General features: G+C 74.3%; 13 protein-coding genes. 6 read left to right on the top strand and 7 right to left on the bottom strand.

Annotated elements, in window-relative coordinates; translation table 11 throughout:
- Nucleotides 1–20: 20 nt before the first annotated feature.
- Nucleotides 21–1,067, top strand: coding sequence for a LacI family DNA-binding transcriptional regulator (locus ACIPSJ_RS23000; protein ID WP_401348274.1), 1,047 nt, complete (start codon nt 21–23; stop codon nt 1,065–1,067).
- A gap of 123 nt (nt 1,068–1,190) precedes the next feature.
- On the top strand, nt 1,191–2,627 hold the full coding sequence (locus tag ACIPSJ_RS22995; RefSeq protein ID WP_401348273.1) for an aldehyde dehydrogenase family protein: 1,437 nt from the start codon (nt 1,191–1,193) through the stop codon (nt 2,625–2,627).
- A gap of 35 nt (nt 2,628–2,662) precedes the next feature.
- On the opposite strand, the gene trxA is transcribed toward ACIPSJ_RS22995, so the two are convergent.
- Nucleotides 2,663–3,043 carry a thioredoxin gene (gene trxA, locus ACIPSJ_RS22990; RefSeq protein WP_355718672.1) on the bottom strand — a complete coding sequence of 127 codons (381 nt, stop codon included), beginning with the start codon at nt 3,041–3,043 and terminating at the stop codon, nt 2,663–2,665.
- Nucleotides 3,044–3,178: 135 nt separating this feature from the next.
- On the opposite strand from trxA, the gene ACIPSJ_RS22985 reads away from it, so the two are divergent.
- Complete coding sequence (locus ACIPSJ_RS22985; protein ID WP_359212387.1) at nt 3,179–4,606, top strand: NAD(P)/FAD-dependent oxidoreductase; 1,428 nt, start codon at nt 3,179–3,181, stop codon at nt 4,604–4,606.
- A gap of 87 nt (nt 4,607–4,693) precedes the next feature.
- On the opposite strand, the gene ACIPSJ_RS22980 is transcribed toward ACIPSJ_RS22985, so the two are convergent.
- A complete protein-coding gene (locus ACIPSJ_RS22980) occupies nt 4,694–5,338 on the bottom strand; it encodes a peptide deformylase (protein ID WP_401348269.1) in 645 nt (214 codons plus the stop codon).
- A gap of 124 nt (nt 5,339–5,462) precedes the next feature.
- Between ACIPSJ_RS22980 and ACIPSJ_RS22975 the strand changes: the two genes are divergently transcribed.
- From ACIPSJ_RS22975 to ACIPSJ_RS22965, 3 genes are read left to right on the top strand one after another with little or no spacing between them, the layout of a single operon-like run.
- The gene (locus tag ACIPSJ_RS22975; RefSeq protein WP_401348267.1) at nt 5,463–6,911 is read left to right on the top strand and encodes a PepSY-associated TM helix domain-containing protein; all 1,449 of its coding nucleotides are present in this window, start codon (nt 5,463–5,465) and stop codon (nt 6,909–6,911) included.
- 38 nt (nt 6,912–6,949) lie between these two features.
- On the top strand, nt 6,950–7,366 hold the full coding sequence (locus ACIPSJ_RS22970; RefSeq protein WP_359212396.1) for a BlaI/MecI/CopY family transcriptional regulator: 417 nt from the start codon (nt 6,950–6,952) through the stop codon (nt 7,364–7,366).
- A gap of 6 nt (nt 7,367–7,372) precedes the next feature.
- Nucleotides 7,373–8,293 carry a M56 family metallopeptidase gene (locus ACIPSJ_RS22965; protein WP_359212399.1) on the top strand — a complete coding sequence of 307 codons (921 nt, stop codon included), beginning with the start codon at nt 7,373–7,375 and terminating at the stop codon, nt 8,291–8,293.
- Nucleotides 8,294–8,387: 94 nt separating this feature from the next.
- Here ACIPSJ_RS22965 and ACIPSJ_RS22960 read toward each other — a convergent pair whose 3' ends face one another.
- The 5 genes from ACIPSJ_RS22960 to ACIPSJ_RS22940 are packed head-to-tail and all read right to left on the bottom strand — an operon-like array spanning nt 8,388 to nt 13,046.
- Complete coding sequence (locus tag ACIPSJ_RS22960) at nt 8,388–8,735, bottom strand: tetratricopeptide repeat protein (protein ID WP_401348264.1); 348 nt, start codon at nt 8,733–8,735, stop codon at nt 8,388–8,390.
- 50 nt (nt 8,736–8,785) lie between these two features.
- Nucleotides 8,786–9,637: an STM4011 family radical SAM protein gene (locus ACIPSJ_RS22955; protein ID WP_359212405.1), complete on the bottom strand. Its 852-nt coding sequence runs from the start codon at nt 9,635–9,637 to the stop codon at nt 8,786–8,788.
- A 10-nt stretch (nt 9,638–9,647) separates the two neighbouring features.
- On the bottom strand, nt 9,648–10,994 hold the full coding sequence (locus ACIPSJ_RS22950) for an STM4012 family radical SAM protein (RefSeq protein WP_401348261.1): 1,347 nt from the start codon (nt 10,992–10,994) through the stop codon (nt 9,648–9,650).
- Nucleotides 10,991–11,806, bottom strand: coding sequence for an STM4013/SEN3800 family hydrolase (locus ACIPSJ_RS22945; RefSeq protein ID WP_401348666.1), 816 nt, complete (start codon nt 11,804–11,806; stop codon nt 10,991–10,993). The genes ACIPSJ_RS22950 and ACIPSJ_RS22945 overlap by 4 nt, the downstream gene beginning before the upstream one ends.
- A 7-nt stretch (nt 11,807–11,813) precedes the next feature.
- Nucleotides 11,814–13,046 carry an STM4014 family protein gene (locus tag ACIPSJ_RS22940; protein ID WP_401348260.1) on the bottom strand — a complete coding sequence of 411 codons (1,233 nt, stop codon included), beginning with the start codon at nt 13,044–13,046 and terminating at the stop codon, nt 11,814–11,816.
- Between the last annotated feature and the right edge of the window lie 3 nt (nt 13,047–13,049).

Genomic DNA, 13,049 nt, shown 5'->3' with positions numbered 1-13,049 from the left:
CACTCGGGGCTTCTGCCAAGATGCCGTACGTCATGGTGCAGATCCCGAAACCGCCCTCGGCAGCGTCGCCGACTCCGCGCTCGGTCCCCACGAGCGCCGATGTGGCCCGCCTGGCCGGCGTCTCCCGCGCGACCGTCTCCTACGTCCTCAACAACACCAGCGCCGTACGGATCAGCGAGCCCACGCGGCGCCGCGTCCACCAGGCCGCGAAGGAACTCGGGTACGTCCCGCACGCGGCCGCCCGCAGCCTGCGCGCCGGGCACAGCCGGATGGTCCTGATGCCCGCCCCGGCCATCCCGATGGGCCCGCTCTACGGCCAGTTCATCAACGACCTCCAGTGGGCCCTCAGCCGCCTGGACTACACGGTCGTGCAGTACGGCACCGCGGGCCTGCGCGGTGACGAAGCCGCCCGTGCCTGGGCCGAGTTGCGGCCGGTCGCGGTGCTGGTCCCCGACGCCGAGCTCGGGCCCGAGGGGGTCGCCGTCCTCAAGCGGGCCGGTGCCCGCGCCGTGGTCACCTTCGGCCCCGAACGGGTCGACGGCGCCCATGCCCTGCTGATGGACCACGACGCCGTCGGCCGCTGCGCCGGCGCCCACCTGTACGCCCGCGGCCGGCGCCGGATCGGCGTGGTCGTCCCCACGGAGACCGGTCTGGAGACCTACTCCCGGCCCCGGGTCGAAGGCCTCCGCCAGGCCCTGCGCGGCACCGACGCCACGCTCACCGAGCTGCCGCTCGCCTACACCGAGGAGTCGGCGGCCGAACTCGCCTCCGGCTGGCGGGAGTCGGGGATCGACGCGGTGTTCGCGTACAACGACGAGTACGCCATGCTGTTCATGCGCGCCCTCCAGGACGAGGGCGTCCGCATCCCCGAGGAGACGGCCGTGGTCGGTGCCGACGACCTGATGCTCGGCCGGCTGCTGCGCCCCCGGCTCTCCACGATCCACATCGACCTGCCGTCCGGCCGCGACCTCGCCGAACTGGTCGACCGCGCGGTGCGCGACTTCGGCGGCGAACCCGAGACGCACCAGGTGCTCGGCGCCGCCGTGGTGCGGCGCGAGTCCAGCTGATGGGTCACCCTGGTCGGGGGCGGTGCTTTTCCGCGCCCCCTGGCTAGGATGTTGCGCGCTCAACCAAACGGCTCATGGGCGCGCCGTGAGCCGCGCAACCCGGTGATCGATCGGAGAGCCGTCATGCCGCTGCTCGACCCGAAGACCTGGCAGGCCAGCGCCCTGTCCGGCCCGCAGTACACCGTCACCGAGCCCGCCACCGGCGACACGCTCGACACGGTCACCCTCGCCGCCCCCGCCGATGTCTCCCCGGCCGCCGCGGCGGCCCGGGCCGCCAAGCGCGAATGGGCCAGGGTACCGCACTTCGTCCGGGCCCAAGTCCTGCGCAGGGCAGGGGACTTGTTCACGGAGCACGCCGACGAACTGCGCGAGTGGATCGTCCGCGAGTCCGGCTCCATACCCGGCAAGGCGGACTTCGAACTGCACGTCGCCGCCCAGGAGTGCTACGAGGCCGCCGCCCTCGCCTCCCGCCCGGCCGGCCAGGTCCTGCCCAGCGAGGCGCCCCGGCTGTCGTACACCCGCCGGATCCCGGTCGGTGTCGTCGGGGTGATCGCGCCGTTCAACGCGCCGCTGATCCTGTCCATCCGCTCGGTGGCCCCCGCACTCGCGCTGGGCAACGGGGTGGTCCTGAAGCCCGATCCGCGCACCGCCGTCTGCGGCGGGCTCTCGCTGGCCGCCGTGTTCGCCGCGGCCGGGCTGCCGGAGGGGCTGCTGCAGGTGCTGCCCGGCGCCGCCGACGTCGGCGCGGCGCTGGTCGACGACCCGCAGGTGCCGGTCATCTCCTTCACCGGCTCGACGGCGGCCGGCCGCGCCGTCGGCGAGGCCGCGGGCCGCCGGCTGAAGCGCGCCCACCTCGAACTCGGCGGCAACTCCGCCCTGATCGTGCTGGAGGACGCCGACCTCGACGCGGTGATCTCCACCGCCGCCTGGGGATCCTTCTTCCACCAGGGCCAGATCTGCATGACCACCGGACGGCACCTGGTGCACGCCTCACTCGTCGACGAGTACGTCGAACGCCTCGCCGCCAAGGCCGACTCGCTCGCCGTCGGCGACCCGCACCGCGAGCAGGTCCACCTCGGCCCGATCATCGACGCCGGCCAACTCGCCAAGATCCACGGCCTGGTGGAGTCCAGCACCGCCCACGGCGCCCGGCTCGCGGCCGGCGGCACCCACGAGAACCTCTTCTACCGACCCACGGTCCTCGCCGGCGTGGACGACCGCACCCCCGCGTACGCCGAGGAGGTCTTCGGACCGGTCGCGCCGGTGCGTGCCTTCGCCGACGCCGACGAGGCCGCCGCCCTCGCCGCGGACAGTTCCTACGGCCTCTCCCTCGGCATCGTCACCCGGGACGCGGCCCGCGGACTGGACCTCGCCGAACGCATCCCGACCGGCATCGTCCACATCAACGACCAGACCGTGAACGACGAGGCCGTGGCCCCCTTCGGCGGAGTCGCCGCCTCCGGCACCGGTGCCCGGTTCGGCGGCGAGTCCAACCTGGAGGCGTTCACGGACGTGCGGTGGACGACCGTACGGGCGGACGTGGCGCCGTACCCCTTTTAACTCTCATTAGGGGGTCTCACTCCCACTAGGGGGTGTCACTCGCCCTGGGTGCCGCCCTGCTGCGCGGCGATGCTCTTGCGGACCTCGTCCATGTCCAGCTTGCGGGCCTGGCCGATGACGTCCGTCAGGGCGGCCTCCGGCAGGGCGCCCGGCTGGGCGAAGACGGCGACCTGGTCGCGGACGATCATCAGGGTCGGGATCGACTGGATGTTGAAGGCCGCGGCCAGCTCCGGCTGCGCCTCGGTGTCGACCTTGGCGAAGACCAGGTCGGGGTTGGCCTCGGCCGCCTTCTCGTAGACGGGGGCGAACATCCGGCACGGGCCGCACCAGGCCGCCCAGAAGTCGATGAGAACGAACTCGTTCTCGGTGACCGTCTGGTCGAAGTTCTCCTTGGTGAGCTCCACGGTGCTGCTCATGCGTGCTTCCCTCTTCCTGATGTGGGGGCGTCCCGGGCTGGGGCGAAACCGCTCGCGACAACATGTCCGACCGGGCAGGTATTCCGCCTGCCTACCCGTGTGGCCCCCGCGCACACCACCCGCGAGACTGGCCCCATGACGGAAACGGAATCCATCGCTTACGACGTAGTGGTGCTCGGAGCCGGGCCCGTGGGGGAGAACGTGGCCGACCGCACCCGTGCGGCCGGTCTCTCCACCGCGGTCGTGGAGAGCGAACTCGTCGGCGGCGAGTGCTCGTACTGGGCGTGCATGCCCAGCAAGGCCCTGCTGCGCCCGGTCATCGCCCAGGCCGACGCCCGCAGGCTGCCAGGGCTCGCCCAGGCGGTCCAGGGCCCCCTCGACGCCCCCGCGGTCCTCGCCCGCCGCAACTACTTCACCTCGGACTGGAAGGACGACGGCCAGGTCGCCTGGCTGGACGGCATCGGCGCCGACCTCTACCGGGGCCAGGGCCGCCTCGCCGGCCCCCGCACGGTCACCGTGACCGGCCCCGACGGCACCCTCACCACGCTCACCGCGCGGCACGCGGTCGCGGTCGCCACCGGCACCCGCGCCCAGTTGCCTCCGCTGCCCGGACTCGCCGAGGTGAAGCCCTGGACCAGCCGCGAGGCCACCAGCGCCCAGGAGACGCCCGGCCGGCTGATCGTGGTCGGCGGCGGTGTGGTCGCCACCGAGATGGCCACCGCCTGGCAGGCCCTCGGTTCCCGGGTCACCCTTCTGGTCCGCGGCAAGGGGCTGCTGAACCGCATGGAGCCGTTCGCCGGCGAACTCGTCGCCGACGCGCTCAAGGAGGCCGGCGTCGACGTCCGCACCGGCACGTCCGTCCGGTCGGTGACCCGCGAGAACGGCACGGTCGTGGCCGTGACCGACGCGGGTGACCGGATCGAGGCCGACGAGATCCTCTTCGCCACGGGGCGCGTCCCGCACACCGACGACATCGGCCTCGACACCGTCGGGCTGGAGCCGGGCTCCTGGCTGTCGGTCGACGACACCCTGCTGGTCGAGGGCACCGACTGGCTGTACGCCGTCGGGGACGTCAACCACCGGGCGCTCCTCACCCACCAGGGCAAGTACCAGGCCCGGATCGCGGGTGCCGTGATCGCGGCGCGTGCCTCGGACACGGCGGTGCCGGACGCGCCGTGGAGCGCGTACGCGGCCACCGCCGACCACGACGCCGTCCCGCAGGTCGTCTTCACCGACCCGGAGGCGGCGGCCGTCGGGCTCTCCCTCGCGGAGGCCGAGCAGGCCGGGCACCGGGTGCGGGCCGTGGACGTCGAGTTCTCGTCGGTCGCGGGGGCGGGGCTGTACGCCGAGGGGTACAAGGGGCGGGCCCGGATGGTCGTGGACCTGGACTCGGAGACCCTGCGCGGAGTCACGTTCGTGGGGCCGGGGGTGGGTGAGCTGATCCACTCGGCGACCGTGGCGGTCGTCGGGGAGGTGCCGATCAGCCGGCTGTGGCATGCGGTGCCGTCGTATCCGACGTTGAGCGAGGTGTGGCTGCGGCTGCTGGAGGCGTATCGGGGGTAGGGCCGAAGGAGGATGGGGCGTGGGTCGCCTGCGGGCCGGTGGGGGCTGGTTGCGCAGTTCCCCGCGCCCCTGACGGGGCGCTGCAGTTCAGGGCATTTTGAAGGCCAGCTCTTCTGCTGCCGTCGTGGGCGTCGGCTGAGACCAGCGCCTTGCCATCTCCTCGTTCGACGACAGCGACCGCAGTTCCGCGCGGTCCAGGTAGAGCAGGCCGTCGAGGTGGTCGGTCTCGTGCTGGACGATGCGGGCCGGCCAGCCCGTGAACAACTCGTCCAGCGCGCGGCCGTGTTCGTCCTCGGCGCGCAACCGCACCTCGGCGTGCCGGGCCACTACCGCCTGCCAGCCCGGCACGCTCAGGCAGCCCTCGAAGAAGGCGGCGCGGGTGGGGGCGGTGGGCGCGTAGGCGGGGTTGACGAGCACGCGGAAGGGCTGGGGGACCCGGCCCCGGGCCGAGGCCACCTCCTCGGGTACGGGTGCCGGGTCCTCGATGACCGCGATGCGGAGGGGGACGCCGACCTGGGGTGCGGCGAGGCCCACGCCGGGGGCCGCGTGCATGGTGATGCGCAGTGCCTCGATGAACCGGGCCAGCAGGGCCGGGGCCAACTGGCCGTCGTAGGGGTCGGTTCCGCGCCGGAGGACCGGGTCGCCGGCGGTGACGATGGTCAACGGGCCGCCGGGGGCGAGGAGTTCCTCGACCTGTTCGGCAAGGGGTGCGCGATCACTGGGGGATGCCATCGCGCCAGGATGCCATGAGCGAGAGTGTGACACGGGTCACTTTGCCTGCGGGGAACTCGGGGCGCGCACCGCCCGACTACTGGACCGTCACCGCTCAGCCCCGAGTCCCCCGGAGAACCCGCCGATGTCCACCGTTCCTCCGACCTCCCCCAATCTCGGCTCCGCTCGATCGGGGGGACCCCCATCGGACGAAGCCCCGCAACCCACCGCCCCGGCCGCCCCGCCGAGCCGCTGGGCCCCGCTGCGCCCCCTCGTCCTGCGGCTGCACTTCTACGCCGGTGTCCTGGTCGCCCCCTTCCTGCTCGTGGCCGCCACCACCGGCCTGCTGTACGCCTTCTCCTTCCAGGCCGAGAAGCTGGTGTACGCCCATGAACTGACCGTCCCGGTGGGCAAGTCCGAGCTGCCGGTCTCCGAGCAGGTCGCCGCGGCCCGCAAGGCGCACCCCGAGGGCACGGTCTCCGCGATACGGCCGTCGCCCGAGGCGGGCGCGACCACCAGGGTGCTGCTGTCGGGCGTCGAGGGCGTGAACCCGGACCACACCCTCGCGGTGTTCGTCGACCCGTACACCGGCAAGGTGCGCGGCGCGCTCGAACAGTACGGCTCCACCGGCGCGTTGCCGCTGCGCACCTGGATCGACGAACTCCACCGCGATCTGCACCTCGGCGACACCGGCCGGCTCTACAGCGAGTTCGCGGCGAGCTGGCTGTGGGTGATCGCGGGCGGCGGCCTGGTGCTGTGGTTCTCCCGGCGGCGGGCGCTGCGCAAGGTGCGCGGCACCAGCGGACGGCGGCGCACCCTCGGCCTGCACGGCACCGTCGGCGTCTGGGCCGCCGCCGGCTTCGTCTTCCTGTCGGCGACCGGCCTGACCTGGTCCACCTACGCCGGCGCCAGCATCGACGACCTGCGCACCTCCCTGGGGCAGGCGACCCCGTCCGTGTCGGCCGCCGCGAGCGGCGGCGAGCACGCCGGGCACGGTACGGCGGCCGGGACCGGCGGCGACGCCGAGCACGGCGTCGGCCTGGACAAGGTGCTGGCCGCCGCGCGCGCCGAGGGGCTGGGCGACCCCGTCGAGATCGTCCCGCCCGCCGACGCGAACAGCACGTACGTCGTCAAGCAGGTCCAGCGCAGCTGGCCCGAGAAGCAGGACGCCGTCGCCGTGGACCCGACGACGGGCGAGGTGACCGACGTGCTGCGGTTCGCCGACTACCCGGTCCTCGCCAAACTCACCCGCTGGGGCATCGACCTGCACACCGGCATCCTCTTCGGCCTCGTCAACCAGCTCGCCCTCGCCCTGCTCGCCCTCTCCCTGATCCTGCTGATCCTGTGGGGCTACCGCATGTGGTGGCAGCGCGGCCGGGGCTCCGCCTTCGGCCGGCCCATCCCGCGCGGGGCCTGGGCGGAGGTCCCGCCGTACCTGCTCGTCCCGGCCATGGCGGTGATCGCGGTGCTGGGCTGGTTCGTGCCGCTGCTCGGCATCCCGCTCGCCGCGTTCCTCGCCGTCGACATCGTGCTCGGCGAGATCGCGCACCGGCGGGGGCGGCGATCGTACGGAAGGGGCGCCGGCGTGAAGTAGCGTGGTCAGACACGCTGTCGCCGGAGGGAGACGGGATCATGGCGCGGGCCCGGCGGGGGCAGGGAGAGCTGGAGGGGCAGGTGCTCGGCGCGCTCCGCGAGGCCGAAGGGCCCGTCACCGCCGCCTGGGTGCAGGAGCGCCTCGGCGGCGACCTCGCCTACACCACCGTGGTGACGATCCTGACCAGGCTGCTCGCCAAGGACGTCGTCGCCCGCGAACGGCAGGGCCGCGCCTTCCTGTGGACGCCCACCGCCGACGTGGCCCGGCTCGCCGCCCTGCGGATGCGCCGGCTCCTCGACGGCGAACGGGACCGGGAGGCCGTCCTGGCGAGCTTCGTCACCGCGCTGCCGCCCGGTGACGAGCAGGTGCTGCGGGCGCTCCTGGAGGCGGCGGGACCGGGCCAGGTGAACACTCGGCGCACCTCGCCCACCGGCCCCGGCGGTACGGAAGACTGACCGGACATGGGGGTCTTCGTCTTCCTGCCGCTGGTCCTGCCGCTGACCGCCTGGCCCGTCGCCCGGCTCGCCGAGGGGCGGCTGCACCCGCGCACCGCCACCCGGCTGCTCACCGCGGTGGCCCTGGTCATGGCCGTGTGCAGCACACTCTGCCTGGCCCTGCTGATGGTGGTGGGCACCGCCCAGCTCCCCGGCAACCCGCTCCCGGACGGCTGGTCCGACCCGGAAGTACGGGCCGCCGTCCCGCACGACGAGATCGCGGGCCGCGCCGCCATCCCCGCCCTCGGTGTGGTGGCCGTGCTCTGCGGACGCGCCCTGCACCGGCACCGCCGGGGCGCCCGGCTGGCCCGGCGGGCGCTGACCGGACTGCCCGGCCGGGAGGTCGCCGTCCTGCCCGACGGCACCCCCTACGCCTACGCGCTCCCGGACCGGATCGTCGCCACCACCGGGCTGCTGGGCGGCCTCGCCCCCGCCGAGCGCCGGGCCCTGTTCGCCCATGAACGCGCGCATCTCGCCGCCCGGCACCACCGCTACCTGCTCGCCGTCCATCTGGCGGCCCGCGCCAACCCCTTCCTGCGGCCGTTGCGCACCGCCGTCGTCTACACGGCCGAGCGCTGGGCCGACGAGGAGGCGGCCCGCGCGGTGGGGGACCGGCGCACGGTCGCCCGGGCCATCGGCAAGGCGGCGCTGCTGTCGACGGGCAGCCCGGCGCCCACCCTGGCCGCACTGGCCGCCACCGGCCCGGTGCCGCGCCGGGTCGCCGCACTGCTCGGCCCCGCCCCGGTGGCCCGCGACTGGCCCTCGGCGTTCACCGCGGCCGGACTCGCCGTCTGGGGCGCGGCGGCCGGCGCCCTGGTGTCGGCGATGTCCTCGGCGAACTCGGCGATCACCCTGTTCCTGATCCTGCACGCGGCCACACCCCTGTGACAGCCGACCACACCCCTGTGACGGCCGACCACACCCCTGTGACGGCCGAAGGGCCCCCGGAGATCCGGGAGCCCTTCGTTTCGTCCGCCGCTGTTCAGTCCTCCGGGAAGTCCCCGGCCAGCGCCGAGGCGAGGCGCAGATGCGGCTCCGCCTCCTCGTGCCGGGCCTGGCGCTGGAGCGTGCGGCCCAGCATCAGCCGGGCGTAGTGCTCCACCGGGTCGCGTTCGACGATCGCGCGCAACTCGGCCTCGGCGCTGCGCAGTTGGGCCGAGTGGTAGTAGGCGCGTGCCAGCAGCAGCCGGGGTCCGGTCTGCTCCGGCACCTCCTCGACCAGTCCGGCGAGCACCCGCGCGGCACCCGCGTAGTCCTTGGCGTCGAAGAACAGCTGGGCGCGGTCCCAGCGTTCGGCGAGGGTTCCCTGCTCGTAGTACGTCGTGTCCACTCGTGACCTCCTTCGACGCCGTCAACGGAGCCGGGTGGTTGAATATTCCACTACTGGGGGGAGGGTGCCGGGACGCGCTCCAGGACCCCGCCCGCGAACACGTCGTACAGCGGCAGCGTCTCCAGATGGACATAGCCGATGTGACAGTCGCAGCTGGTCAGCGGGCAGGCGCGGGGGCGCAGGGCGGCGCGGTAGGAGCCGTCGTAGAGGTTGCCGAGCGGGGCCGGGACGAAGTGGCAGCGGCGGACCGTGCCCTCCCCGTCCACGGAGACGACCGACTCCCCGGTCCGGCAGGGCAGCCCCGCGCTGGCGTGCGGACGGCGGCTGTACGGGAAGAGCGGGTCGAGCGCCGTCCACCGGTCCGCCTCCGCGTCCGTGTAGGTGTGGCCCTCGGCCGCGTTGACCCAGAGGTAGACGTGCCCGGGCAGGTCCGCGCGCAGCCGCCGGGCCGCTTCGAGATGGCCGGGCAGCCCGACGATGCCCACGCTGAACCGGATGCCCCGGTCGGCGAGTTCACGGCACTTGCCGAGGAAACGGTCGTAGGGGGTCTGCCCGGGGTGGTAGGTGCACCACAGTGCGAGCGTGTCCGGGTCGGCGTCGGCGAGCCAGTCGGTGCGGCAGCTGAGATTGGTCTGGATCGCCACCCGGCGGATGTGCGGGAGACGGGACAGCTCGGTGAGGGTGCGCCGGTACCAGGACCGGACCAGGCCCTCGCCCCAGGGCGTGAACAGGATCGAGAGCCGGTCCTCGGTCCCCCGCTGAGCCCAGTCCGCGAACCGGGCCAACGCGGCACGGTCCGCGCGGAGTTGGTCCGTGCTGTCGCGCCGCTTGGCGAACGGGCAGTAGGGGCAGTCGTAGTCGCAGGAGGCGAGCGGGCCCCGGTAGAGCAGGGTCAGGTCCATGGCCGGGCCGTCACTTCCGCTCGTAGGCGGCCATCGCGGCCCGCACCGCCGGGGAGAACAGGCCGGGTCCGATCGCGTCGGAGTGCGCGAGGCCCTCGGGGGTGAGGCGCAGGACCGTGCCGTCGTCGGTCAGCCAGCCGCGGTCGGCGAAGCGCCCGAGTTCGGTACCGAAGTGGTCGCCGGGGGCCGCGCCGAAGCGGGTCCGGTAGTCGTCGTGCCGCAGCCCCTCCGCCTGGAGCAGGGACTGCAGCAGATGGCGTCGCCGGGCCTCGTCCACGCCGATCCGGCGGCCGATCTCGGCATGCGCGAAGTCCCCGGCGGGGCGGGAGACGTAGTCGTCGACGATCCCGCGTATCTCGTGCATGTCCACGGCGTAGTCGAAGGAGTAGTGCAGCCCGGAGGTGTACGAGCGGGCGCCGCAGCCCAGCCCGATCATGCCGTCGGTCTGGCAGGCGTAGTCGTCGGCACCCTGCGGCGGGGCGTCGGCGCGGCGGAACATGCGCATCGACTGCTGGGTGTAGCCGTGGGCCAGGAGGTGGTCGCGGCCGGTGCGGTAGAGGTGCAGGCGCTGGGCGTCCCAGGCCGGGTCCGGGTCGGGGGCGGTGCGGCGGCCGAGTCCGGTCAGCGGGCGGACGTAGAGCGGGTAGAGGTACAGCTCCTCCGGATGCCAGGCGAGGGCCGCGTCCAGCGAGCGCAGCCAGGTCCGCTCCGTCTGGCCGTCGATGCCGTAGATCAGGTCGATGTTGAGCACCGGGATGCCCGCCTCACGGATCCGGGCGAGGGCGGCCTCCACGTCGGCGCGGCGCTGCGGTCGTACGGCCGCCCGTGCCTCGGAGTCGACGAAGCTCTGCACGCCGAGGCTGAGCCGGGTGGTGCCGCGCTCGGCGAGGACGGCGAGCCGGTCGGCGGTCGCGGTGGCGGGCGAGGCCTCCACCGAGAGGGGGACGGCGCGCAGGTCGGCGCCCATCCGCCGCTCGGCGATGTCGCAGAGCCGGGTCAGCTCGGCGGCGGTGAGGAAGGTGGGGGTGCCGCCGCCGAAGGCCGCCGTGGCGAACCGTACGCCGTTCCGGTCGCCGAGGGCCTCGCGTACGGCGCCCGCCTGGCGCTCCAGGGCGTCCAGGTAGGCGCCGGTGAGGCCGTCGGGGGCGCCGATGCGGGTGAAGAGGTTGCAGAAGCCGCAGCGGACCTCGCAGAACGGGATGTGCAGATAGAGGGAGAGGGCGTTCTTCGGCTCGGCGGCCCACAGGTCGCGCAGCGCGGGGCGGTCGGGCAGCCGGCGGTAGGCGGTCTTGTGGGGGTAGGCGTAGACGTAGCTCTGGTAGGGGCTCGCCGCGGTCGCGGTGGTCGCTGTGGTCATCGGGCGGCCTCCGCCTGGTCCAGGAAGAAGTGGGCGTACGGCACGGTCCACACGGACTCGTGGCCCAGGCGGTGGCCGGTGTAGCCGTCGTCGCCGTAGGCGGTGCCGTGGTCGGAGCAGACGATCGCGAAGCAGCGGCGCCGGCTGCTCGCGGCGGCGAACAGGCGGCCGATGTGCCGGTCCACGTACTCCAGGGCGGCGGCATGCGTGGCCCGGCTGTCGCCCGCCTCGCGGGTGGCGCCCGGCAGATGGAACCAGTTGGGCTGGTGCAGGGCGGAGACGTTGACGAAGAGGAAGAGCCGCTGCTCGCGGGGGAGTTCGCGGACGATCCGCTCGGCGCGGGCCACCTGGTTCTCGAAGGAGTGGGGCGAGGTGACGCCGAACTCCGGTTCCCAGTGCGCCTCGTGGAAGAGGCCGGGCAGGATGGAGCCCAGCGGGCCCCGCTGGTTGAAGAAGCCGACGCCGCCGACGCAGACGGTGTGGTAACCGGCCCCGGCCAGGCCGGAGACCAGGTCCGGGGTGTCGTAGACGAAGGTGCCGGGGGCGGTGGTCTCGCTGCCCGCGAAGCTCGCCGCGAACAGGCGGGGGTGCGGGCCGGGCGCGGCCGGGGTCGGCAGGAAGCCCGCGAAGATCGCCTGGTGGGAGGCGTAGGTGAAGCTGCCCGGGGCGTGCCGTTCCTCCCAGACGCCGCCGGGGAGATGGCGGGCGAGGTGGGGCAGACGGCCCTCGGCGGCGAGTTCCACGGCGACGTCGTGGCGCAGGGTGTCGAGGGTGACGAGGAGCAGGTCGTGGCTGCCGACCACCTCGGTCATGTCCGGCTCAGCGGCCGGGGCGGGCGAGGGCATGCGGGTCGTCCTTAGGTGTACGGGTGTAGCGGTGCAGGGCGGCGGTGACCTGGGCGGCATAGGTGTCCAGGCCCTCCGCGCCGCTGCCGGGCAGGCCGGTGAGGCGGGGCAGCAGGTCGCCGAAGGCGTTCACCTCGCCGACCGCGGCCCGCCGCCAGCCGATCGCCGGCAGCAGGTCGACGCCGACGCACAGGGTGCGCGGGAAGCAGGCGGCGGCCCGCTCGCACACCCCGAGCACCTCGGACCAGCGGGCACCGGCCGCCTCGACCGCCTGCCGGGCCGCCGCCAGGTCGCCCCGGCGGCCGCCGAGATGGAGGTTGGTCAGCGGGGTGCGGCTGGTGCGGACGACCGCGTGGGTGGCCCGGCCGGCCACCACCACGACCCGCAGATCGGCGGCCCGCCCCTGCTGGGAGGCCTTCGGCAGCCACCGCTCCAGGTGCAGCCCGTCCGGCGCGAGCGCGTCCACGATCGCGGCGATGTCCGCCTCGCTCTCGTACCGGCGCACCTTGAGCGAGTTGTACAGCGCGCCGTCGGCCGTGCGCTCCACCGAGGTGGTCGCCCGGATCCGGCCGCCGCCCGCCGACTCCACCGCCAGCACACCGGACGCGGAGGAGCCGTGCGCCGGTTTGACGAAGAGCCGGGGCATCCGGTGCTCGCGCATCAGCGCCCGCACGTCGTCCCAGCCGCGCACCGGCGCCGCGTCCGGGCCCGAGGTCGGCGAGGCGGGCACCGGCACCCCGGCCGCGTCCAGCACGGCGTGGCAGCGGCGCTTGTCGAAGAGCACGGCGAGGTCGCCGGGGTGGTCGAGGCGCAGGCCGCCGCGCAGGGTGTCCAGCGCGGCGGTGAACCCGGCGTACCAGCGGGCCGAGCCCTCCACCCGGGTCGGCTCGCGGTCGCCGCGCAGCACCCGGTCGACCTCGGCGTTCTCGCCGGGGGAGTCGATCCGGACGATCTCCTCGGCGCCGAACCCGGCCCCGCCGGCCCGCAGCACGTCGAGCCACGGGACCACGCGCGGCGCGGGCAGCCCGGCCGCGCGGACCGCGTCCGCGAAGAGCGCGACCCGGCGGTTCTCGGGATTGCCGACGACCGCGAACCGGGCGCCCGCCCCCGCCGGTCCGCGCCGGCGGCCGGGCTCCGCGGGGAGACCCGGCACGCGGGGGAGACCCGGCACGCGGGGGAGGCCCGGCACGTGGGGGAGGTCCGCCATGGC

Source organism: Streptomyces sp. NPDC090088 (assembly GCF_044747345.1).
Classification (GTDB): Bacteria; Actinomycetota; Actinomycetes; order Streptomycetales; family Streptomycetaceae; genus Streptomyces.
This window is presented reverse-complemented; position numbering and strand designations above follow the sequence as displayed.